At 54.3% G+C, this 23,881-nt stretch carries 19 protein-coding genes; 11 read left to right on the forward strand and 8 right to left on the reverse strand.

The genetic code is table 11. The features are described 5' to 3' along the window. Positions 1 to 53: 53 nt before the first annotated feature. From KJ970_10495 to KJ970_10525, 7 genes are all read right to left on the reverse strand, one after another. Positions 54 to 2,075: a hypothetical protein gene (locus tag KJ970_10495; protein MBU2691342.1), complete on the reverse strand. Its 2,022-nt coding sequence runs from the start codon at positions 2,073 to 2,075 to the stop codon at positions 54 to 56. Positions 2,076 to 2,160: 85 nt separating this feature from the next. Then, the gene (gene preA, locus KJ970_10500) at positions 2,161 to 3,549 is read right to left on the reverse strand and encodes an NAD-dependent dihydropyrimidine dehydrogenase subunit PreA (protein ID MBU2691343.1); all 1,389 of its coding nucleotides are present in this window, start codon (positions 3,547 to 3,549) and stop codon (positions 2,161 to 2,163) included. 64 nt (positions 3,550 to 3,613) lie between these two features. Beyond that, positions 3,614 to 4,936: an NAD(P)-dependent oxidoreductase gene (locus tag KJ970_10505; protein ID MBU2691344.1), complete on the reverse strand. Its 1,323-nt coding sequence runs from the start codon at positions 4,934 to 4,936 to the stop codon at positions 3,614 to 3,616. Positions 4,937 to 4,971: 35 nt separating this feature from the next. Further along, positions 4,972 to 6,447 carry a CoA-acylating methylmalonate-semialdehyde dehydrogenase gene (locus KJ970_10510; protein MBU2691345.1) on the reverse strand — a complete coding sequence of 492 codons (1,476 nt, stop codon included), beginning with the start codon at positions 6,445 to 6,447 and terminating at the stop codon, positions 4,972 to 4,974. Continuing rightward, the gene (gene hydA, locus KJ970_10515) at positions 6,440 to 7,849 is read right to left on the reverse strand and encodes a dihydropyrimidinase (GenBank protein ID MBU2691346.1); all 1,410 of its coding nucleotides are present in this window, start codon (positions 7,847 to 7,849) and stop codon (positions 6,440 to 6,442) included. The genes KJ970_10510 and hydA overlap by 8 nt, the downstream gene beginning before the upstream one ends. Before the next feature lie 40 nt (positions 7,850 to 7,889). Continuing rightward, complete coding sequence (locus tag KJ970_10520; protein ID MBU2691347.1) at positions 7,890 to 9,260, reverse strand: aspartate aminotransferase family protein; 1,371 nt, start codon at positions 9,258 to 9,260, stop codon at positions 7,890 to 7,892. A 72-nt stretch (positions 9,261 to 9,332) separates the two neighbouring features. Continuing rightward, on the reverse strand, positions 9,333 to 10,202 hold the full coding sequence (locus KJ970_10525; protein ID MBU2691348.1) for an acyltransferase: 870 nt from the start codon (positions 10,200 to 10,202) through the stop codon (positions 9,333 to 9,335). 60 nt (positions 10,203 to 10,262) lie between these two features. Here KJ970_10525 and KJ970_10530 point away from each other — a divergent pair, with 60 nt between their 5' ends. Next, positions 10,263 to 12,545, forward strand: a complete 2,283-nt coding sequence (locus KJ970_10530) for a tetratricopeptide repeat protein (GenBank protein ID MBU2691349.1) — start codon at positions 10,263 to 10,265, stop codon at positions 12,543 to 12,545. Here KJ970_10530 and KJ970_10535 read toward each other — a convergent pair. Continuing rightward, positions 12,542 to 12,727, reverse strand: a complete 186-nt coding sequence (locus KJ970_10535; GenBank protein MBU2691350.1) for a hypothetical protein — start codon at positions 12,725 to 12,727, stop codon at positions 12,542 to 12,544. The genes KJ970_10530 and KJ970_10535 overlap by 4 nt on opposite strands. Here KJ970_10535 and KJ970_10540 point away from each other — a divergent pair. From KJ970_10540 to KJ970_10585, 10 genes are all read left to right on the forward strand, one after another. Next, complete coding sequence (locus KJ970_10540) at positions 12,726 to 14,849, forward strand: hypothetical protein (GenBank protein ID MBU2691351.1); 2,124 nt, start codon at positions 12,726 to 12,728, stop codon at positions 14,847 to 14,849. The two genes, KJ970_10535 and KJ970_10540, sit on opposite strands and share 2 nt — an antisense overlap. A 287-nt stretch (positions 14,850 to 15,136) precedes the next feature. Beyond that, positions 15,137 to 16,189 carry a hydroxymethylglutaryl-CoA synthase gene (locus KJ970_10545; protein ID MBU2691352.1) on the forward strand — a complete coding sequence of 351 codons (1,053 nt, stop codon included), beginning with the start codon at positions 15,137 to 15,139 and terminating at the stop codon, positions 16,187 to 16,189. A 102-nt stretch (positions 16,190 to 16,291) separates the two neighbouring features. Beyond that, complete coding sequence (locus tag KJ970_10550) at positions 16,292 to 17,449, forward strand: thiolase domain-containing protein (GenBank protein MBU2691353.1); 1,158 nt, start codon at positions 16,292 to 16,294, stop codon at positions 17,447 to 17,449. Next, complete coding sequence (locus tag KJ970_10555) at positions 17,446 to 17,838, forward strand: Zn-ribbon domain-containing OB-fold protein (GenBank protein ID MBU2691354.1); 393 nt, start codon at positions 17,446 to 17,448, stop codon at positions 17,836 to 17,838. Before KJ970_10550 ends, KJ970_10555 begins: the two co-directional genes overlap by 4 nt. 107 nt (positions 17,839 to 17,945) lie before the next feature. After that, positions 17,946 to 19,553, forward strand: coding sequence for a methylcrotonoyl-CoA carboxylase (locus tag KJ970_10560; GenBank protein ID MBU2691355.1), 1,608 nt, complete (start codon positions 17,946 to 17,948; stop codon positions 19,551 to 19,553). Positions 19,554 to 19,557: 4 nt separating this feature from the next. Then, the gene (locus KJ970_10565) at positions 19,558 to 20,352 is read left to right on the forward strand and encodes an enoyl-CoA hydratase/isomerase family protein (protein MBU2691356.1); all 795 of its coding nucleotides are present in this window, start codon (positions 19,558 to 19,560) and stop codon (positions 20,350 to 20,352) included. After that, the gene (locus KJ970_10570) at positions 20,349 to 21,842 is read left to right on the forward strand and encodes an acetyl-CoA carboxylase biotin carboxylase subunit (protein MBU2691357.1); all 1,494 of its coding nucleotides are present in this window, start codon (positions 20,349 to 20,351) and stop codon (positions 21,840 to 21,842) included. The genes KJ970_10565 and KJ970_10570 overlap by 4 nt, the downstream gene beginning before the upstream one ends. Before the next feature lie 21 nt (positions 21,843 to 21,863). Then, a complete protein-coding gene (locus tag KJ970_10575) occupies positions 21,864 to 22,385 on the forward strand; it encodes an acetyl-CoA carboxylase biotin carboxyl carrier protein subunit (GenBank protein MBU2691358.1) in 522 nt (173 codons plus the stop codon). After that, the gene (gene meaB / locus KJ970_10580) at positions 22,378 to 23,364 is read left to right on the forward strand and encodes a methylmalonyl Co-A mutase-associated GTPase MeaB (GenBank protein ID MBU2691359.1); all 987 of its coding nucleotides are present in this window, start codon (positions 22,378 to 22,380) and stop codon (positions 23,362 to 23,364) included. Before KJ970_10575 ends, meaB begins: the two co-directional genes overlap by 8 nt. Positions 23,365 to 23,451: 87 nt before the next feature. Then, entirely contained in the window at positions 23,452 to 23,856 is a 405-nt protein-coding gene (locus KJ970_10585; GenBank protein ID MBU2691360.1) for a cobalamin B12-binding domain-containing protein, read from the forward strand. Positions 23,857 to 23,881 lie beyond the last annotated feature (25 nt).

The raw sequence follows: 23,881 nt of genomic DNA on the forward strand, positions 1-23,881 counted from the left end.
CCGGGCCACCATCGCCGGATCACCGATGCTCAATCACACCTGATGGATCACCACTATCGGATCACCACCAGCGATCGGCTGGTTTTCTCTGCGCCCGCCCGTAATTTTGTATAATATATCCCTGACGAAACCTCGCGGCCCGCGGCGTCGGTCCCATTCCAGCGGATCCGCCCCTGGCCGGCGGGTTGCCGATCATCCATCAATCGATTGATCCACCGTCCCCTTGAATCGTAGATATCGAGGATCACTTGGGCCGGATGCTCCAGTTGGAAACCGATCCAGGTCGTTTCCCCGAAGGGATTGGGCTGATTTGGGATGAGTCGAAGTGCGGGAAAAGACACTATCTCCGGGACATCAGAGGTCAAGGTGATTTGACGGAGTACCCAATCCTCCGGGTCGAATTGCACGCGGGTCGGTTGTTCATTTACATGAAGTGTGAAAGACTGAACCTGCAGCGAATCCCAAACGACAAAGGTTTCTGAACCCAGATCGGTCGTGACCACAATATCGACCGGCATCTTAAAAATCGGACCCGTGGTTTGAGTTTGTGTGACATCGAGTATGACATCCCAGCCATCCCGCGCCTCTGTCATCGTCCAGAAAGCATCATATTCCGGATAGCCGGGATTGTAGATCCACTGATCGAAGTACCATTCAAGATCCATGCCGGAAGCGGCTTCAAAAACCCCGCGCAGATCATCGGTGTCGGCGACATCATATCTAAAATCAGCATTGTTTGTATAAGCATAGACGGCGTCGAAAAAAGCCGTGTCCCCGATGATATGCCGGAGCATATGCAGAACCCAAGCCCCCTTGTAGTAAATGGCTCCATGCAGTGGCGGGGTGATATTGTAGAGCTGGTATCCCGCATAGTTGAAGACATCCATATTTTCCATATAAAAGTGATAGTATTCCACACCGTATAATGCCTCGAAATAAAGGGCTTCACAGTAGGTGGCGAACCCCTCCTTGCACCAGGCATGGCTCCATTCGGTCATCGTAATCATATCCCCAACCCATGAGTGGGATAATTCGTGAGCGACGACGAAATCATTGTTGTGGTATCCGTTGACCCAGTAGGCGCCCATACTTGTGCATGTTTGATGTTCCATCGCCCCCGGATGCGAGAATTCGGCAATACCATACTTTTCGCTCAAGAAGGGATATTCGCCGAAAAGGCCGGCGTAAAATTCCATCATTTCAATATTTTTATTCCAACTTTCCATGGCTTTGGCGAGGTCGGAAGGGAAGGCATAATAGTCGACATCCATTGTCGTCACGCCATCAAGCGCTGTGTAGGTCTCCGTCCAGCTTTCAAAATTCGTGACGGCGATGGAGAACAGGTAGGTCGGCATCGGATAATCAGTATTCCAATGGAATGTGATAGTTCCATCGCCATTATCATCTGTGGATGTTAGCAGTCCGTTGCTGACGGCGGTCAATGTGTCAGGTACTGTGAGATCGATGGTGAAAGTCGCCTTGTCTTTTGGGTCGTCCTTGCACATCCACCAGGCCGGGGCGCCATAGGGCTCCGAATAGGAGAGAATCATCGGGACGTTATATTGATACAGCCAACGGAAGGGCAGGGCGTTCCCCGGAAAGAGAGGTGTGCCATGATATGTACAAGAAATGTAAAAGGACTCTTCAGGTTGGTACATTCCGTCCAATGTGATTGTCAGGAGATTGTTGGTATGTGTGAAGAGCGCAGGGCTTCCACCAGCGGTGACAGCGTCAACAGTCATGCAATCGAACAGATCGATCTCTATTTGCGATAAATCGTCTATTTCCGCAACGGCCTCAACACCAACGGTGCCGGTGAGAATATGGTTTGGGATATCCAGGCCCAGAGAGATGTCGTAATGCAGAACATTGTACTCATCATGAATGGTCCGTGGAAAGATGAGCTCCGGATTGAAAAGAGCCGCTTGCTGCTCCGCAGCAATGAAACGGGCCCTGGCTTCCGGTGTCGGTAGGGGTGGGGGAGTCTGGTTCGATTCGGCCGGGGCCAAGGATGGAAGTAACAGGAAAATGGCGATCATGGGGGATAGACAAAGTCGAGATACGAGATTCTTCATGGGTGCTCTCCTCTTGCGGATCATTTTCGCCACACCTCGCGTCTTCGGCATTATTTTAACACGATCGGTGAGCCTTGGGGATGGCCTATTCGCTTCTGTGGGGACGGATGGGATCAATCTCTTTCTTGGATAGTTTTTCCTGATATTGACTCCATGTCATCGACGGGAGATTTGACGCCCGCTCCATCATGGTGATGCACCCCTCTACCGGGCAGGCGAGCGCGCAGAGATTGCACCCAACACAGGTTTCCTGATGAATTTTGAAGAGATTCAGATACCCGTCCCCTGCGCCGGCCATGGTGCGCCGGCCCCCGCTGATTTCAACCCTATCGGGTATGCCAGCTCTGGCTCCGATAAAATCCTCCACGGAAACTCTTTCCCGAAGAATGGATTGATGAGCGCCATCTTCGCAGGCAACATAACAAAGACCGCAATGAATACACTGATTCTGATCAATCTCCGCCGTTACTTTGTACCCTAAATCCAGGTCTCCCCAGCCGCCGATATGTGGCACAGACCTGCCGATGAAATCATCGAGTTTTGTAAATCCCTTTTCCATCATCCACATTTCCAATCCGGAGATCATATGCTCGACCAACCGGAAACCGTAATGCATGACCGCCGTACAAATTTGGACGCCGCTGCAACCCAGAAGCAGGAATTCCACCGCATCATGCCAGGCCTGGATGCCTCCGATACCGGATACGGGGAGATTGATCTCGGCGTCCGAAGCAAGGGCATGAACCATCTGCAAGGCAATAGGCTTTACCGCCGGTCCGCAATAACCGCCGTGAGAACCCCGTCCAGCGACATGGGGCTTGGGTCTCAGGGTGTCGAGATCGATTCCCATGATCGAGTTGATGGTATTGATCAATGAGATTCCGTCCGCGCCACCTCTCTTGGCGGCACGGCCGATGGGGCGGATGTCGGTGACATTGGGAGTCAGTTTAACAATAACAGGTGTCTTAGCGACTTCCTTAACCCAGGAGGTGATCATTTCGGTATACTCCGGCACCTGCCCGACAGCGGAGCCCATGCCGCGCTCGCTCATTCCATGAGGGCAACCGAAATTCAACTCCAACCCATCACAACCGGTTTCTTCAACGCGTTGAACCATTTCATGCCAACGCTCCCGCCGGCTCTCAACCATAAGGGAGACGACAACCGCATGATCAGGGAATTCGGTTTTGATCTCTTTGATTTCACGGAGATTATCTTCAAGTGTTCGATCCGATATAAGTTCAATATTGTTAAAACCCATAATCTTTCGGCCGTCATAATCCACGGCGCCATACCGTGAAGAGACATTCACGATCGGTTCGAAATCGAAGGTTTTCCAAACCGCGCCGCCCCAGCCGGCCTTAAAAGCGCGTCGGATCTGATCGCCCGTGTTTGTCGGGGGCGCGCTGGCCAGCCAAAAAGGATTTGGCGACCTGATGCCGCCGACAGTGGTGGCAAGACTCGGTTTCTTCATCGTTCTCTCCGGTTTTCAATAGGAAATCCTGCAAACGTGGATCCGGAAATATCTATTCCACAGATCAAAGGGAAGTATGAATGGCTCTCGCCGCGATCTTTCCCTCTTGTACCGCATGAACGACCTCGCCGCCCCCGGAAACGCAATCACCGCCGGCGTAGAGGCGGGGCACACTGGTCTCATAGGTTTCCGGATTTACAATGATCCGGTTTCCTTCCGTCTTAAGACCATCAATCGCCTTTAGAAGACCCCTCAAAGGTTCCTGCCCCAGCGCTTTGACGGCCATGTCGCAGGGTATAGTGAATTCGCCGCCCTCGATGGGAACGACGCGGGCTTTTCGGCCGGTTCCTTCAAGACGAACGCGCCGGCATTTCACACCCCTGAGCCCGCCGCCGTCGCTTAGAAACTCCACCGGCGTCGTGAGCCACTCAAAGACAGCCCCATCATTTTTGGCCAATTCATATTCCTTTATATATGCCGGCATTTCCTGGGATGTTCGTCGATAAACGATGACGACCCGTTCAGCGCCCAAACGGAGGGCCTTACAGGCGGCATCCATCGCCGTATTACCGCCGCCAAGAACAGCAACGACTTGGCCTACTTTGCAGTCGGTGAAGGGGCTCAGATGAGCCTGGAAAATAAAATCCAGACCTTCCCACACGTCGGGGTGGTTCTCACCGGGGAGTTGGAGATCGGCTGTTTTCCCAAGTCCGACGCCGAGAAAAACGGCGTCGTTCCGCGATAGGAGCTCTGTGACTCCGGCACCGTCAATGGTTGCATGCTTCCGAATCTCAAGACCCGTCCCCAAAATTCTTTCAACCTCGGCAAGAGCATCGGAGGTGCGAATTTTATAGGGAGCGATACCGAGCGTGTTCAAGCCACCGAGTCTGTCGCGGGCTTCGAACAGGGTCACTTGATGTCCAAAAGCTCTCAATTCCGCTGCGCAACTGAGCCCCGCGGGACCTGAACCGACGACGGCGATCTTTTTCCCTGACTCCGGTTTGAATTCAAAGAAGTTGATACCCCGCCGGTCCGCTTCGTCCACAGCGAATCGCTGGAGACGGCCAATGAGCACCGGTTCTCCCCGCAGAATGCGGTCGACACAAGCCCCTTCGCAGAGAACTTCGGTTGGACAAACCCTGGCGCAGGAACCTCCCAGAGCATTATCCCGCAAGATAGTCTCTGCGGCGCCGAGTGGGTTGTTGTGAAGGATCTGCCGGATAAAGCGAGGGACATCGATTCCGGTTGGACAGGCCCTTGTACATGGCGCGTCATAACAAAATAGACAGCGTGAGGCGGCCGCCCGAGCTTCATCTTTTGTCAAAGGTGGATTTAACTCTGCAAAATTTCTCTCGAGTTCTTCAGCCGTCAACCTGGTCTTGGACATGGGACCCCTCCACGTCTTGCCCGCACCACATTCTCTTAACTCATCCAATTGCTCTTGGACTGCGCCGACCACTTTGTCGTGATTTTCTTGGATTTAGTCCAAAAATCAATGGCGCCGAATCCGGTCAAATCGCCTTCGCCGAACCGGCTGTCATTCCAACCACCGAAAGCAAACGGCTCGCGCGGTACCGGCACGCCGATATTGATACCAAGCATCCCCGAATCGGCATGCTCGACAAAATACTGCGCCACCTTTCCTGAGGAGGTATAAACAGCGGCGGCGTTTCCATACGGACTGGAATTCTCTACGGCAAGGGCCTCATCCAGCGTTTTGCAACGTATAATTGTCAAGACGGGGCCAAAAATCTCATCACGGGACGCCTCGTGTTCCGGGGAGGCATGATCGATGATACTGGGGCCGATGAAGTAACCTCCGGACGGGGCGCTTTCGGCGATAAAATCCCGGCCATCCAAAAGCAGAATGGCCTCACCGTCTTCAGCTCTATTGATATATCCCGAGACCCGCTCTTTTGCGGCCTGACTAATCATGGGGCCCATATTTCCCCCGGCAACGATGCCGGCCATCTTTTCCCGGATACGATTGATAATCGGATCCACCGCTCCCACAGCGAGCAGCACGGCGGCAGCCATGCAGCGTTGACCGGCGCACCCCGTGACTGAGGCGACGACGTTCGTTGCCGTCATCTCGTGGTCGGCATCGGGTACGACGATGAGATGGTTTTTTGCGCCTCCGAGAGCCCGAACGCGTTTTCCATGGCGTGTGCCTCTGAGGTGCACTGCTTTGGCCACCGGTGTTGATCCAACGAAACCGATGGCTGCAATGCCAGGGTGATCACAGATCGCTTCTACAATTTCCTTGTCGCCGTGTACAACAGAGAAAACTCCCGGCGGAAGTCCCGCTTCGCTGAAGAGATCGGCCAGTTCCATGGCGCTGAGGGGTGTTTGCTCTGATGGTTTTAAAATGACGGCGTTTCCACAGGCCAGCGCCAGCGGCGACATCCAGAGAGGGACCATCAATGGAAAGTTAAAGGGTGTGATACAGGCGGTGATGCCGATGGGATACCGGATGGTTCTGCATTCCACACCCCGGCCGACCTCCAGACCACCACCGGGGATTAATTGAGGGAGGCTTGCGGCAAATTCCAGGCACTCGACAGCCCTGAGAATGGAGCCCAGGGACTCTTCGTGGGTTTTGCCGTTTTCCTCTGTAATCCTTTTGGCCAGCCTCTCCTTTTGCTTTTCCATGAGGGTTTTCATGCGGAAGAGATACTGAACCCGGTCTTTGACCGGTGTTTCACCCCAGTCGGATTGGGCTTCAGCCGCACATTGTACCGCATCCTCCAAGTCGGCCGCCAGGGACATCGGTACTTGAGTGATGACCTCACCCGTCGTTGGATTTGTTACGGGCAGATGCCGTTTTGATCGGCTCGCTTTTCGTTTTCCCCCGATGTAGTTCGGCAATAATGCAGGCAAGGCACGGTTCTCACTCATGATATCCCCCCTTGATCTCAATCGACTTGCGCGGCAGGAATTGCCCACGGCCCTCTTGACCGACAACCTTGTAGTTATCTACGATCATTTCTCCACGAGAAAAGGTTGTCCGGGAGAACCCGGCCAAATCCCATCCTTCATAGGGAGACCAATCAGTATTTGTTTCCATTGTCCCGGGATCGACGGTCATCTTCTTGTCCGGATGGATAATGGCGAGATCGGCGTCTGAACCGACCTGGATGATCCCCTTCCGGGGATAGAGTCCCATGATTTTTGCGGGATTGGTTGAGAGTTTTTGACTCATCTCGACGATCGACAGATGGTCATCGAGAACGCCATGTGTATAGGTGATGGGCAGTAGTGTTTCTAGCCCGGGTAATCCGTTGGGGATTTTTGTCCAATCGCCGTTCCACATAGCCTTTTGCTTTTTGGTAAAGCTGCAGGTGTCGGTGGCGATGACAGAGACTTCTCCATCACGGAGCCCTTCCCAGAGGCGTTCACTGTCTTCAGGTGTCTTGATCTGCGGACTGCAGGCATAGAGGTGTCCGTTCTCCCTTGAGAAGACCGACTCGTCGAGGACAAGATATTGTGGGCAAGTCTCGGCAAGAACTGGGACTCCATAAAGCTGTGCTTCTTTGACGAGATCAGCGCCATCGCCCGTCGACATATGGACGATATAGAGTGGTCCCCCGGTAACCTCACACCATTTAATCGCCCGCTGAATCGCTTCCGCTTCAATAAATGGGGGGCGGGTCATGGCATGAAGTCTAGCCCCGTATTTCTTCATCATCTCGGGTGTGTGGTATCTCTCGGTAAGTTCGTCCAGGACCCGGGAAGATTCGGCGTGCACCATGAGCATTCCGCCCATCTCTTTGAATTGTTCAAGGGTCCAGAAGATCGCCCGATCATCCGATTGCCATCCCTCTGACTCATAGATCATAAATTCTTTGAACGTCGGGATACCTCTATCGATCATTCCTTTCAGCTGATTCTTATGCTCATGCCATCGGGTTATGCACACATGAAAACCGTAATCAATTAGGGCTTTCCCCTCGGCGCGCTTATGCCAGTTGTCTACAGCCTCGCTTAGGGACTCCCCGGCATAAGGAATAGCGAAATCGATCAAACTCGTGACACCGCCTCGCGCGGCGGCGCGGGTGCCGGAGCGATAATCATCCGATGAGACTGTTCCGCAGAAGGGAAGCTCCAAATGAACATGAACATCCACAACGCCGGGAAGAACATAATGATTCTCAGCATCGACAATCTGGGCGCCTTCCGCTTCTGTGGCCAGATCCAATCCTATGGCGGCGATTTTCTCACCACGAATACCGAGATCCGCCGTAACAACACCGGCGGGACTAACGATCCGGCCCCCTTGTATAATAGTATCAAATTTCATTGAATTATCTCCCAATTCACATCGGCCTCACCGGCGGCCTTTACACGCATCCATTCTCGGCGTCTTGAAGCGCTATATCCAGGACGCTGATGGCAAAATCCGCATCCTCCTTCGTAAGACACATAGGAGGCTTTATCCGGAGGACATTACCGTAGAGACCTCCCTTGCCGGCAAGAAGTCCCATCTCCCTCGTTCTTTCCAAGATCTGCAGAGTCTCCGCCGGGGCGGGCTCTTTGGTGCTCCGGTCGCGCACCAGCTCCATCCCCAGCATGAGTCCCATACCCCGGACATCCCCGACCAAGGGATGCCGGCTCATCAAATCTTTGAGGCCTTGCTTGAGGTGATTGCCGACAATCCGCGAGTTCTCTTGAAGACCGTCTTCCTCGATAACCTCGAGAACGGCCAGTCCCGCCGCCATCGAGACGGGATTTCCGCCAAAAGTGTTAAAGTGGATCCGCTGGGTCAGGGCGTTGGCGATTTCTCTGCGTGTGGTGACGGCCGCCAAGGGAATGCCGTTCCCGATTCCCTTTGCCATTGTGATGATGTCTGGGACGACACCGGAGTTTTCAATTCCCCAATAGGAATCGCCGGTCCGGCCGAATCCTGTTTGGACCTCGTCGGCGATGCAAAGACCCCCGTATTGCCGCGTATTCGCATAGGCCTCTTTAAAATAATTCGGCGCCCCGTGGGTTGCGCCCCCGACACCCTGAATCGGTTCAGCGATGAATGCAGCGACCTTGCCCGGCGTGCCAAAACGGACAATGTCATGAATCTCCTCCGCGCTTTTATGGGCGATCTCTTCAGGCGTTCCGCTGTAGGAACTGCGGAAGGGATCCGGGCAGGGGATGTGGTGGACACCGAGGCCCTGGGGCATGGGGTATTTCCAGGTATGGTGGCTGGTCAGACCCATCGCATTGGGTGAGGCGCCGTGGTAAGCGTTTCTAAGGGCCAAAACGTCATAGTGGCCCGTATAGAGGCGGGCCATCTGAATCGCAAGATCATTGGCCTCACTGCCGCTGTTGACAAAGTAGGTCACATCCAAGCCTTTGGGCATTTTTGATGCGAGGCGCCGGGCGTACTCCCCGATCGTCGGATGAAGATATATAGTGGTCGTATGCTGAATTCTATCAACTTGATCTTTGATGGCTTTAACAATTTTCGGATGGCAATGACCGCATGAAACGGTAACGATGCCGGCGAAAAGATCGAGATAACGCCGGCCGGTTTCATCGAAGAGATATTGCATATGCCCATCGACAATCATCAATGGTTCCTTATAGAGATGGAATAGTGCGGGATTGGCGTATTGGGCCCGCAGGGCTTTGGCTTCCGCCTTCGAGGGGCCTGAATAAGGCGCTGGTGTGAAATGACATTGAGGCAGTTGCGGCTTGGTTCCATTATTGTTCGACATATAGATTTTCTCCCTCATGCGATACCCATGCGGCGGCAAGGCGCCTAAAGATGGGATTACGTCTTGATCTCTCTACGGGGCGACGATGCCATTGTATGTGTCGGGCCGTCTGTCCCTGTAAAACTGCCAGACATTACGGACCTCACGGATAAGATCCAAATCCAGATCGGCGATGACAACCGCATCACCCTCTGAGGGACCTTGCTCGATGATTTGTCCGCGTGGATTGGCAAAATAGGACGAACCGTAAAACTTCCCGATATTCCATGGCGCTTCTATTCCCGGCCGATTAATAGCGCCGACATAAAACATATTAGCGCATGCGGCTGCTGGTTGTTCCAACCTCCACAGATATTCACTCAAACCCTCAACAGTGGCCGAGGGATTAAAAACGATTTCCGCACCGTTTAGGCCGAGTGCCCGCCAGCCTTCCGGAAAGTGACGATCGTAGCAAATATAAACCCCGACATTGCCGACGGCGGTTTTAAAAACTGGATAACCCAAGTTGCCGGGGCGAAAGTAGAATTTCTCCCAAAATCCGGGGTGGCAGTGGGGAATATGATTCTTGCGGTATTTTCCAAGATAGGTTCCATCGGAATCGATGACGGATGCTGTATTATAATAGATGCCGGTCCCGTCAACTTCGTAGATGGGTACGACCAGAACCATTTTATGTTTCTTCGCTAATTGCCGCATAAGGCGGGTCGTTGGTCCATCGGGGATAGGCTCCGTGAGGTCATACCATTTGATTTCCTGCTCAGCCGCAAAATAGGGGCCGTAGAATAATTCCTGAAGACAAAGGAGCTGGGCGCCTTCACCGGCCGCTTGCTCGATGAGCGCGACATGCTTTTCGATCATCGCTTTTCTAATCTTTTCCACCGGCGCCGAGGCATTCTCACAAAGCGTGGCTTGTATCAATGCCGCTCGAACCATTCGTTTCATGAATCGACCCTCCGTATTTTAGGCATCTAACCTTTTGAAAGAGAGTAGGTTTTCGTCTCGATGGATGTCAAGCTCAAAGAGATGGAAGTCATGGGCTTGCCCATTGTATTCTCGCGGGAGACCGGCTGGACAATCGATAAACAGGGGGGACGTGAGGGGATGACTTCGGAGACTTCAATTCTGCAGGATAAGCGTGCGGCTCAGCGCCGTCTTTGGCTCCTAGGACTCTTAATCGTGATAGGCCTGGTCGCGGCGGCGTATTATCCCGCCTACCGGGCCGGCTATATTTGGGATGACGGTGATTACATCACACAGAATAGATTCGTCCAGTCCTGGGATGGATTGCGGGAGATTTGGTTTTCGACAAAAACGCCTCAATACTACCCTGCTGTCTTTACGAGTTTCTGGGTTGAACATAAAATATGGGGTCTTCACCCTGCCGGGTATCATATTGTTAATGTCCTTCTGCATCTCCTCAATGCACTCCTTGTCTGGAGAATCGGCCGGCGATTGAAAATCCCGGGGGCCTGGTTTGTCGCCGCGGTTTTTGCTTTGCATCCCGTGCATGTTGAATCAGTCGCATGGATCACGGAGCGCAAGAATGTTCTCTCCGGCCTCTTTTTTCTATTGAGTCTGAGGACCTACCTGATATTCGACGATAGCGGCCGATGGAGGGATTATGCCGCCGCTTTGATGCTCTTTGTCGCGGCGCTTCTCAGTAAATCGGTGACGTCGCTGTTGCCGGTTGTATTGCCTCTAATTCTTTATTATAAGAATAACAGTCTTGGCGGCAGACAAGCCGCTCTTTTGGCCCCCTTTCTAGTGATTGGCGCCGCAGCCGGTCTTCATACCGCCTATCTGGAGCAGACAAAGGTCGGCGCGCACGGCATAGTTTTCAACAATACTATTCTTCAGCGTCTCTTGATCATTGCTCCGAGCGCCTTCTGTTTCTATGCCCTGAAAATTCTTTGGCCGCACCCCTTGATGTTCAACTATCCTCGGTGGGATGTGACGTCGGGCGAGATCATGCTGTATATTCCGTTCTTCATACTCGTGCTTGCCCTTGCCGTTCTACTCTTGGGGGGGCGGCGTTTCAGGCATGCTCCGCTGTTTCTCCTGCTGTATAGCGCCATAACGCTCTTCCCGGCGCTTGGATTCATTAATGTTTTTCCTCATCGCTATTCCTATGTCGCTGATCACTTTCAATATCTTGGAAGCTTGGGCTTCATCATACTTTTTGTGATTGCTGGTATAAAAATCGGGAAAACGGCGATTCCGCGTAATCTTCGTGGAATCATCGGGCGCTCCGTCGCGGGTTTTCTATTGATTCTGCTATCCGCCTTGACATTCAGTCATGCGCGATCCTACGAAAATGAAGAGCGGCTGTGGCTGGATACAGTGCAGAGAAATCCGGACTCCTGGTTCGCCATGGCGAATCTAGGCGCTGAATTGAGTTCTCAGGGACGCTACGAAGAGGCGGCCGGCTGGTTTCAAAAGGCCGCGGACTACGAGAACGCGCGGCCGGAGGCTCTTCATTTCTGGGGAAGAGCTCTGCAGGCTCAAGGGCGGGTAGAGGAAGCTATAAACAAGTTTCAAGAGGCGATTCAAGTAGATCCCGATTACTTCCGGCCTTTCATGGCGCTCGGAGGGATATTTGTAGAACTTGGCCGATGGGACGAAGCTGAAAAGATACTTGAAGAGGCTCTTGAGCGGTGGCCTGATTTAACGGGGGAGTTCTGGTATCAGCTCGCCGCCGTCCGGGAGCATCAGGGCCGTATGGAGGATGTCTCCACCTGTCTGCAGCGGGCGGTTGAAATCGAGCCGCGGAATATCTTGTATCAATTCGCCTACGGACGCCGGCTGGGGATGGAAGGGCAGTTTTGCGAAGCCGCAGAGCACCTCCGAATGGCCTACCAGGCGAATCTGGAAGATGCTTCCGCACGCTTGCTCCTGGTGCAGGCCGATATCGAGTGCGGCGATTATCTGGAAGCTGTGGATATCTGCCGCCGCCGCGTGAAGAGTCCCAGTGCCAGCGCCTATTTGATAGAGCGGGCCGCGTGGCTCTTTGCCGCCTGCCCTGTGGATTCACTCCGGGATCCGGTCTTGGCCGGGCAACTTCTTGAGCGCCTGCAATTGAGCTTTGGCGCCTCTCCATCGTCGGAGATCCTGCAAACCTATGCCGCTGTCGCCGCGGCGAACGGAGACTTTCAGAGCGCTATCCGGTGGACTCAGATCATCATTGAGCGGGCGGAAGAGAGTGGTGATGAGACTCAACTCCTTGTAAGCAAGGAAAGATTGGAGTCTTATCAAAACAGAAAACTCTGGCTGCTTCGCAGCCACTAGATATTTCTGGCATGGCCCGTATCGACGGCGATTCCTCTGTGATTGTGGAACCCGCCGCAGGCCGCCGTATTATTTATGCGCATCCATCGGCGAAAGGTGGCGTTTATGGCGATGGCACGCGTCAATGCCGGGCTATGTTTGAATCCGCCATGCATCATCTGTGTCGTTGCTCTATGGGGCATGTTTTTCGGATCCTGCTCCTCTTCGCATGCAGATATTCTATACCAGCAGGATTTTAGCGAAGTTAATCCTGGAACCGGATTGCCGACCGGCTGGTCACTTGGCCCGCCGATTCATGCGGACTACTTTAGCGCCGCTCAGGATTTTAATGTCTATGCAGCGGCGGCCCCATCCATACGAGTCGATGTTCCACTCCGGACCATGCAGTATAGAATTGAGTCGCCCTGGGTATTTCTGCCGAGCATGAATCAAGATTATACGGTTGAATTCTCCCTGAAGATTCTGCAACCCGATTCACCGTTCAAGGTCATGATTGTCTACCGGGATGCCGAGGGACAATGGATCGATTGGGACACCCTCGTTTCATGTGTGGGCGAACAAATGGAGTCCTTTAGGAGATTTCGCGTCTCGTTCAACCCTCACGCGGGACCCGATCGTGGCCGGTGCTGGATTGCCTTCGGCCTACCTTATACAAAAGTTCTTCGGGAGGGATGTTTTTATTTAGACGATTTCATCGTGTATGAAGGATCCGGCGGAGAAGAGGTGGAGTTTTATCTTGTACCAAACACTGTGCAAGCTGGAGAAAATGTTGACATACATATTTCTTCGGCCCTTGAAGAAGCCACCATTGAGGTGTGGCGGGAAGAAGAGTTTCCTGTTCGGGTTATCAGCCCGCGGGTCGTCAACCATATTGCGAAAGAGGTCGTCCCGGATGAAGTATGGCGCAATGGATGCGATTGGCCCGTTTCTACGACGATATCCATTGAGAGCGAATGGCCATCTGGGATTTACACCGTGAAAATCAATAATCGGGATGGCACGGCGTGGGATAACTTTGTCGTCAGAGGCAAGGGGGGTGAGGGGAAAGTGCTTGTCATTCTGCCGACAGACACGGGGCATGCCTATAACAGCTGGGGAGGGGGCAGTTTCTATTCGACCCCCCAGCGTCCGGAGATTTCCTTCGAAAGACCCCAGGGACATGGGTACGTGGGAGTGTACCATGTGCCGATCCATCTCATCCGGTGGCTGCATCGAAATGGGATAGGATATGCCGTTGCAAATGACTCGGACCTTCATTTTCATCCGGAGTTGTTGTATGAGTACCCCGGCATTATTTTTTCCTGGCATAGTGAATACTGGACCGGCGAGATGCGGAGGAATGTGCAAGCGTATATCGGGGCGGGCGGGTCGGTGCTGAACTTCAGCGGAAATACCTGCTGGTGGCAAACCCGTTTGGTGGAATCTGATGACCCGGTGGAACCCGGCCCCTGCCGCAGACTGATCTGTTACAAATACACGGCGGCGGAAGATCCCTATCAACAGATCAATCCGAGCCGCGTCACCACCCATTGGGATGAGCCACCGCTCAATAATCCGCCAACCCGTCTTCTAGGCCTATCCTGGCGATATGGCGGATTGGTCAACTCATCGACAGGCTCCGTTTGTCCCTGTGATTATGATTGGCTGGATGGATATGGAGGTTATCAAGCCTTCAACACGGATCATTGGGTTTTTGAAGGCACCGGGGTGTCCGATGAAGAGACGATTGGACGGGAATACGCCATTGTCGGCTACGAGGTGGATGGCGCACCGATCGAGTGGGTGGATGGGCGGCCCTTTGTGCTGCCGGAGGGTGGTACCCCATCCGGATTCAAGGTGTTGGGACATTCTCCCTGCCTGAATCAGTATCATCCGGATGAGCCCGGTGTCGCCCTCATGGGTATCCTCGATGAGGGCACATCCTTTATCTTCAATGGTGGGACGACCGGGTGGTGTTGGGGATTACAGAACGACGCGGTCATTCAGAAAATCACGCTGAATCTCATCGGCCATCTGGGAGCGCGCATCCAGACCCCATCCCCATCAGAGATTCTTGTCTATCCGAATCCTTCCACCCATAACTTCTATATAAAACTCTTCGGCCGATCCGTTCCTTCCCGGCTTCACATTTATACCGTCGAGGGGCGGCGCATCCGCTCCATGGCCGTTCCTGAGGGAGAATGCCGGCCGGGGGCCACTCTCTGGTGGGATGGCTGCAATGATGCGGGGTACCGTCTTCCCTCTGGAACCTACTACCTTCGAGGGGAAAGGGGCGGGGCGATTCCCCTTGTCAATTTACGATAGTCCGGCACGCCGCCTCCCGAACCTTAACCATTCCGGATCTTTTTATCAAACAAGGTAATACTCTGTTGCTTAATCGCTTATACTCGCGATCCGGGAAGCCCTTATCTCCCGGGTTGCGGATCATGAACGTCCCGGAATCCCTTTCATCACGGTTTTCTGAAGTTCGCCACGCCTTGACTCCCAACCCTCGCCCTGTTAGTAATATATTGAGGTCGTAACTTTGCCCCGGGTGGTTCTATGGGTGGGGATTCCCTCCGATTTGTTCCAAATCTGACAAGGAGGCCTTTATGGCAGGGATTGTAGGATACGGCGCCTATGCGCCCAAAAACAGGATCCGGGCCGAGGAGATAGCTGAGGTCTGGGGCGCCAATGCAGAGAGTTACAAAAAGGGTTTGCTTCTTAAAGAGAAGTCGGTTCCCGCGCCTGATACCGATGTGATAACGATGTCTGTTGAGGCATCCCGGCGAGCTCTTAAGAGAGCGGGTATTGAGGGGCGTGAGATCGGCGCTATCTATATCGGGTCGGAATCCCATCCCTATGCCGTGAAACCCAGTGGTACCACTGTGGCTGAGGCGATCGGCGCCACACCCGAGGTTCATTGCGCGGATCTCGAATTCGCCTGTAAGGCCGGGACTGAAGGCATGTACATAGCCTACAACCTGGTTAAGAGCGGCGGCCAGAAATATGCGATGGGCATCGGGGCTGATACAAGCCAGGGCGCTCCCGGCGATGCCTTGGAGTATTCCGCGGCGGCCGGCGCGGCTGCCTTTATCTTTGGGGCCGAGAATGTTCTTGCTTCAGTTGATTATACATACGCCTTCATGACCGACACTCCTGATTTCTGGCGCAGGGAGTATCAGCACTATCCCCGTCATGCCGGCCGTTACACGGGGGAGCCGGCCTACTTCAAACATACTCTTGGAGCGGCCCAGGGTATTTTGGAAATGTCGGGCATGAAGCCCTCCGACTTTGCCTATGCTGTGTTCCATCAGCCCAACGGCAAATTCCCTCTCAGGGCCGGCAAGATGCTCGGTTTCACCGGTGATCAGCTGAAACAAGGTCTCCTGGCGCCTGCATTGGGCAATACCTACTCCGGCGCATCCCCGATGGGATTGACGGCTGTGCTGGATGTTGCCAAAGCGGGCGATCGGATCCTAATGGTCTCTTTCGGCTCCGGAGCCGGGAGCGACGCCTTTATCTATACGGTTCAAAAGGGAATCGAAAAGGTTCAGGGTTTGGCGCCGAAGACTTGGGACATTCTCAATCATGGAAAGAGATACCTGAACTACGGCCAGTATGCCAAGTACCGTGGCAAGATCCGGAAATTGGAAGAGGTATAATCTTTTCCAACTGCTCTCAATGAGGATGGACCGGATCCTAATACCGAACCGGTTCACAATTAAACGAATGAGGCTATTAATAGAAAGACGGAGGTCATCGGCATGAGGGATGTAGCCGTCATTGGCGTTGGAATGAATAAGTGGGGCGAGCTTTGGGAAAAGTCGATTCGCACCATTTTTGTGGAGAGTGCTTTGGAAGCACTGGATAGCGCGGGTGTCGATCACATTGATTCGATGTTTATCGGATGCATGTCCAGCGGTTTGTTCACTGACCAGGAGCATCTGGCTTCGTTGCTATCCGATTATCTCGGAATGAATCCGGTCGGCGCAACCCGTGTCGAGTCGGCCTGTTCATCCGGCGGCGCGGCGTTTCGTTTGGGGTATATCGAGGTCGCAGCCGGCGTGAGTGACATCGTGCTCGTCGGAGGCGTCGAAAAGATGACGGATGTAGACGGCGGCGGCGCGACCTTTGCCTTGGGCACTGCCGCGGATGCGGAATATGAAAGCTACCACGGTGCGACATTCCCGGGGCTCTACGCTCTAATAGCCCGCGCTCATATGGAACGTTACGGAACGACTCGCGAACAGCTGGCTTCCGTCGCCGTGAAGAATCACGCGAATGGTTTCCTTAATCCACGGGCGCAGTTCCGCAGCAAGATTACGGTGGACCAGGTTCTCAATTCATCCGAGGTCGCCGATCCATTACGCTTACTCGATTGCTCCCCGATTACGGATGGCGCCGCGGCGGTCATCCTGGCCCCGGTCGAAATGGCAAAAAAACTGGGTCAACCGATCATCAAGATCCTGGGATCCGGTCAGGCGACCGATACGATCGGTCTCTCTTCCCGTGCGGACCTGACCTACCTCAAAGCGACCGAGGTTGCGGCGGAAAAGGCTTACAAACAGGCCGGTATCGGACCGAACGATATCGATTTCGCTGAAGTCCATGATTGTTTCACAATCGCCGAGATTTGCGTCACCGAAGCTCTCGGATTCTTCGAGAAAGGACAGGCAGCGAAGGCGGCCGAGGCCGGCGTGACGGCGAGAGATGGCTCCAAGCCGATCAATCCCAGTGGCGGATTGAAGTCGAAAGGGCATCCCGTTGGAGCAACCGGCGTCGCTCAGATCGTTGAAATAGTTGAGCAGCTCCGTGGCGAGTCCGGTGATAGACAGATCAAGAATGCCCGCAGAGCCCTTGCTCAAAATATGGGAGGAACGGGAGGATCGACGTTGGTCCACATTCTGGAGGTGATCTCATGAACACATCCGCACGCTACTGGAGAGAGATTCCCCAGCGTTACCGGCTAGAAGCCGGAAAGTGCAGGAAATGCGGCAAGATCTTGTACCCTCCGCGTCTTGTCTGTCCGGATTGCAAGGGGAGGGATTTTGAGACGGTCATTCTTCCCGACGAGGGCAAGGTTGTTTCCTATACGATAATTGCTGTCGGTCCCACCGGTTTTACCGATGAGACACCCTATGCCTTGGGGATTATTGAACTGCCAAACGGCGTTCGTCTCATGAGCCAGATCGTCGATGTGGATCTGGATAAGCTGAGTGTGGGTATGCCGGTTCGGCTGGAGTTCCGCCGATTGCAGGAGGCGGGCAAATCAGGAATCTTACAATACGGGCACAAATGTGTACCAGCCTAGAATCCAATCTGCACAATGAAGTTCATGAGTTAAGCCCCCGGTTCTTGCTGGTCCTACCGGGGGCCTTTTCTCGTGTCGACAATTGTAGAACCCGATAGGACGCAACCATGTTTCGAATCCAATCCAAGATCAACAAGAACAGCCCCGAGTTTCGAGAAAACTATGATTATCAAAAGGCGAAAGGGGACGAGTTTCGGGAGATCCTCAATGAAACCCGGAAGGGCGGGCCGCCCAGGGCCATCGAGCGCCACACCTCCCGCGGCAAGCTGGTTGCTCGCGAACGGATAGCCAAACTGTGCGATCCCGGATCTCCCTTTCTCGAGATTTGCCCGCTGGCGGCTCACGGGGTCTATGATAATGAAGCCCCCTCAGCGGGAATCGTCTGCGGCATCGGACGGGCGCACGGCCGTGAAATCATGATTGTGGCGAATGATGCCACGGTGAAGGCGGGGACCTATTTTCCGATAACCGTTCGCAAGCATGTTCGTGCGCAGGAAATCGCCATGGATAATAGGCTGCCTTGCGTCTATTTGGTGGATTCAGGTGGTATCTTTCTGCCACTTCAAGAAGATGTCTTCCCCGACAAGGATCACTTCGGCAGGATCTTTTATAATCAAGCCCGATTCTCGGCGATGGGGATACCGCAAATTTCCGCCGTCATGGGGTCTTGCACCGCCGGCGGCGCTTATGTTCCCGCGATGAGTGATGAAACGGTGATTGTGAAAGAGCAGGGGACGATCTTTATCGGCGGCCCGCCGCTGGTCAAGGCGGCGACCGGTGTGGATGTGAGTCCCGAGGATTTGGGCGGGGCCGATGTTCATACGCGGATCTCGGGTGTTAGTGATCATTATGCGCGTGATGACGAACATGCCCTGCAAATCCTTCGAAACATTTTGGAGAATGTCCCGAAGGCGATGAAATATCCGATAGACCGCGAGGAACCGGTAGACCCCTATTACGATCCTGATGAGATTCATGGGATTATTCCACGCGACCTCATGAAACCTTTTGACGCCCGTGAGGTCATCGCCCGTCTTGTTGATGGATCGCTTTTCCATGAATTTAAGGAGCGATGGGGTCAGACCATTGTTACAGGCTTTGCGCGACTCATGGGCTATCCGGTGGGGATCGTCGCCAACAATGGGGTTCTTTTTAGAGAAAGCGCGTCCAAAGCCGCCCACTTTGTTTCTCTCTGCGCACAGCGAAAAATCCCTCTCATCTTTCTTCAAAACATCACCGGATTCATTGTCGGCAAAGAGTATGAGCATGGCGGCATCGCCAAAGATGGGGCCAAGATGGTGCATGCGGTCGCCAACGCCCGCGTTCCCCGTTTTACCCTGGTCATCGGCGGGTCGCACGGGGCCGGAAACTACGCAATGTGCGGCCGTGGGTACTTCCCGCGCCTCATGTGGATGTGGCCCGGATCAAAAATCTCGGTTATGGGCGGGCAGCAGGCGGCGGATGTTCTCTTGCAGGTTCGTCTCGATACCTTGGAGCGGGAAGGAAAGACAATGACCGAGGAGGAGAAGAGAGAGTTTCAGAAACCGATTCTAAAACGTTATGAGGAGGAAGGCAGCGCCTACTACGCAACGGCCCGTCTATGGGATGACGGTATCATCGACATCATGGATACTCGGACTGTGCTGGGTCTCTCTCTCAGTATGTCGATGAACGCCCCGATTCCCGATACGCCGTTCGGCGTCTTCCGAATGTAGCCCGATGAGCGAGCCAACGACGATCCGAAAAGAGCGGGACGGATCTGTGGCAAGGATTATTCTTGCCAGAGAGGACGTCCGCAATGCCTTCGATGAGACGATGATCGCCGAGCTTCATGCCGCTTTTAGGGAACTTCATTCGATGCGCGATGCGGTACGCGTTGTCATTGTTGAAGCGGATGGACCTGTCTTCTGCGCCGGCGCCGATCTCAATTGGATGAAACGGTGCGCCGCGTTCACACCTGAAGAGAATCTTGCCGACTCGCTTGAATTGGCGAATCTTATACAAACATTGAATGAACTGCCGCAACCGACAATCTGTCGCGTTCAGGGTCCCGCATTAGGAGGGGGCGTCGGTGTCATTTCGGCCTGTGATATCGTCGTCGCCGCCCAGACGGCCTACTTCGCACTGAGCGAAGTCCGTCTCGGCTTGGCTCCCGCGGTGATCAGCCCCTATGTGATCCAGCGGATCGGTCCAGCGGCGGCGCGTGAGTATTTTTTAACGGGGGAGCGTTTCTCGGCCTCCCGGGCGCATGAACTCGGCCTGGTGAATCGCCTGGTCCCGCCTGAACTGTTGGATGGCGCTGTTCAAGATATTGTTAAATCCCTTCTGCAGTGCGGTCCCCGGGCGCAGGAGGCTGTCAAAGATCTCATCCGCACGGCACCCGGTCTTAAGAATGATGAATTGAAGGGTTATACAGCAAAAGTCATCGCCGATCTCCGCGCCGGTGATGAGGGGAAGGAAGGCGTCGGCGCATTTCTCGAGCGCCGGGCGCCTTCGTGGAAGGAGGAAGTGTGAGGAAACTTCTTGTCGCCAATAGAGGAGAGATTGCGGTCCGGATCCTTCGCGGCGCACGGGAAATGGGATGGGGCACCGTCGCCGTCTATTCAGAGGCCGACTCATCGTCCCTGCATGTGCAGGTCGCGGATGAAGCTGTTTGCATCGGCGCGCCGGAACCGGCGGCGAGTTATCTCAATATGGATGCGATCCTCCAGGCGGCCAAAGAGACCGGGGCCGGCGCCTTGCACCCCGGTTACGGTTTTCTTGCAGAAAACGCCCAGCTGGCGTCCCGGTGCCTCGATGCGGGGATCACCTTTGTTGGACCGTCACCCAGCGCCATTTCGACGATGGGGAATAAGGTTGCGGCCCGCGACATTATGGGCCGCGCCGGTGTGCCGATTGTTCCCGGGACGCAGGGGAAAGACCAATCGGTGGCGGCTCTCGTCGCGGAAGCGCAATCGATCAAACCGCCCTTGCTGGTTAAGGCCGCGGGCGGCGGTGGCGGCAAAGGGATGCGAGTTGTCAAGGATCATGCCGGTTTGGCGGCGGCCATCCGCGAGGCCCAACAAGAGAGCGGATCGGCTTTTGGAGACAGCACGGTCTACGTCGAGAAGTTCTTGGAAGAACCCCGGCATATCGAGTTCCAAATTCTTGCTGATCAGGCGGGAAAGACGGTTCATCTTTTTGAACGGGAATGTTCGATTCAGCGGCGCCATCAGAAGATTATCGAAGAAACTCCATCGACGGCGGTTTCCCCGCAACTCAGGGCACGCATGGGGGAGGCGGCCGTGGCCGCCGCGAAGGCGGTGGGTTATATCAATGCCGGAACGGTCGAGTTTCTTCTCGATCGCGACGGGTCCTTTTACTTCCTGGAAATGAACACCCGGCTGCAAGTAGAACATCCCGTTACTGAATTGATCGCCGGCCTTGATCTTGTTCATTGGCAGCTTCGTATCGCCAATGGTGAAGGTCTTTCATTTGATCAAAAGGATCTTGTACAAAAAGGCCACTCGATCGAAGCCAGAATTTACGCCGAAGACCCCGCGCATGGCTTCCGGCCCTCGATGGGAAAGATCCTCCTGCTTCGGGAACCGGATGGTCCCGGAATCCGAGTGGACAGCGGTATCTATGAAGGTTATGAAGTATCTCCTTATTACGATCCTATTCTTGCGAAGCTCATCGTCTGGGGGGAAAACCGTGAAACGGCGAGCCGCCGAATAATCCAGGCGTTGGACCAATACATCATCCTCGGCATCCGGCCGAATATTCCCTTCCTGAGAGATGTTGTGGCGCACCCCGCCTTTGCGGCCGGAGAGACGACGACGGATTTCCTCCCCCTGCATTTCCCGGATTGGGGTCGGGAGGCAAAAAAGACACCACCTGAAGCCTTTCTGGCCGCTGCGCTGGGGGAGGCCTTGGGCCGGGTCAATATCGGTTCCCTTTCAGCGACTGAAGCACCGAATCCTTGGGATACAGTGGGATCATGGGAAATCGGTTCGGGATTGTAGAAGAGCCTTTGGGAGGTTTGTGTGAATTACGAGTTCCAGGTTGGAGAGGAAACGACCACTGTTCATCTCGAACGCACCGGTGATGGTTTCAAAATCGGTGTCGGTGATGCGACCTTTTCCCTGAAGGCTGAACAAATTCATCCGGGAACTTTTGTTCTCTTGGCGGGACATCGTTCCATAATGGCGCATGCGGTCAAAGGTGACGGTGTCTGGCATGTCTCTGTTGACGGGCGGGCCTACGATCTGAGACTCCCGGGTACGGAGGATCATGGCGGCGACAGCGGGGATGACGGACCGAGGCTTGTGGATGGCGTGCTTCAGACACCGATGCCCGGCCGTGTCGTAGCGGTTGAAGTGAAGGAAAATGATCGCGTTGAAGCGGGACAAGTCCTGATCATTATCGAGTCGATGAAAATGCAGAACAGCATTGTGTCGCCGGTTAGCGGTCGAATTGTAAAAGTTCATAAAGAAACCGGGGAATTGGCGAGTTTTGGCGATCCACTGGTCGAATTGGAGGAAGAGGATCCAGCGGGCGATGCGTGATCAATCCAAAATCGAACCCAAAACCCTCGGCCGTCGCATCATCGAGGGCGATCGTCTGGCTCTGGCGCGGGGACTCACCCGCGTTGAGAACCGGACGCCGGAAGGCCGGGAGCTCCTCGACTTTCTATTTCATCAAACCGGATCAGCCGTTCGGATCGGTCTGACAGGCCCACCCGGTTCGGGGAAAAGTACCCTCGTATCATGGCTCGCTCGCAAATTCCGGGAGCGGGGCCATCAAGTAGGGATTCTTGCCATTGATCCAACCAGTCCCTTCACAGGCGGCGCGATTCTCGGTGATCGGATCCGGATGGGGGATCTAGCGGGTGATGCCGGGGTTTTTATACGCTCCATGGCCACCCGGGGGCATCAAGGCGGTTTGTCAGCCACGACATATGAGGCGAGTGAAGTTCTGGAAGCCGCTGGTTTTGATCGCATCATCATTGAAACCGTAGGTGTTGGACAATCAGAACTTGAAATCGCATCAGCCGCCGATACAACCCTCGTGATTCTTGTGCCGGAATCGGGTGATGCCATTCAAGTGATGAAGGCGGGGGTCATGGAGATCGGCGATATTTTTGTGGTGAATAAATATGATCGCCAGGGGGGGGACCACCTTCTCAAAGAGATTCACGCCATCCTGGATCTATCGCCGCCTGATCGTCATGACTTCTGGAAGCCCATGGTCTTATCGACAACAGCGAGCATGGGTACCGGTGTGGATGAGTTGATGGATGCCATCCAGGCTCACACGGAATCCCGGGAATTTGATGAGACGGAGAGGGAAAAAATCCGGCGGCAGAAGATCAGGGCAAGGATGCGGCTCCTCTTGTCGGGCCGTCTGCTTGATGAGGCCTGGTCTCAGATCCTGGAAGTTCGTCTCAATGAGGTCCTCGACCGTGTTGTAGAGCGATCCATCAGCCCTTATGCATGGATCGATGGAATGGTGGCTGAGATTTCCCGCCGGGGATGGCAGGAATAGCCCTGCGGGTGAAACCGTTTTCCGGGGTCTTTGACTTGAAGGTCAGGAGTGAATTTAATATTCCCGGCGGTTGCTAAGGAGGGGGTAATGACGGAGCAAAAAATACGAGTCCTTGTCGGGAAACCGGGATTGGACGGGCATGATAGGGGGGCCAAGGTCATCGCAACTTCTTTCCGCGATGCCGGCTTTGAAGTGATCTATACCGGCCTTCACCAAACGCCGGAAATGATTGTAGAAGTCGCTCTGCAGGAGGATGTAGATTTCATCTGCATCTCAATTCTTTCCGGCGCCCACCTGCCTTTATTTCAGCGGATGTTGGAGCTCCTCAAGGAAAAGGGAGCAGAGCAGATTGATGTCATCGGCGGCGGCGTCATTCCGCAGGAGGATGTCGAAAAGTTAAAGGAGATGGGTGTGAAAGCCGTGTTCGGACCCGGCACACCCACGAGTGAGCCTATTAAGTATATAAGGGAGTTATACGATCGGCGTCGGTAGGACACTCCGGCCGAGATCAAGGGGA

The organism is Candidatus Eisenbacteria bacterium (genome assembly GCA_018831195.1).
GTDB lineage: Bacteria > Eisenbacteria > RBG-16-71-46 > CAIMUX01 > JAHJDP01 > JAHJDP01.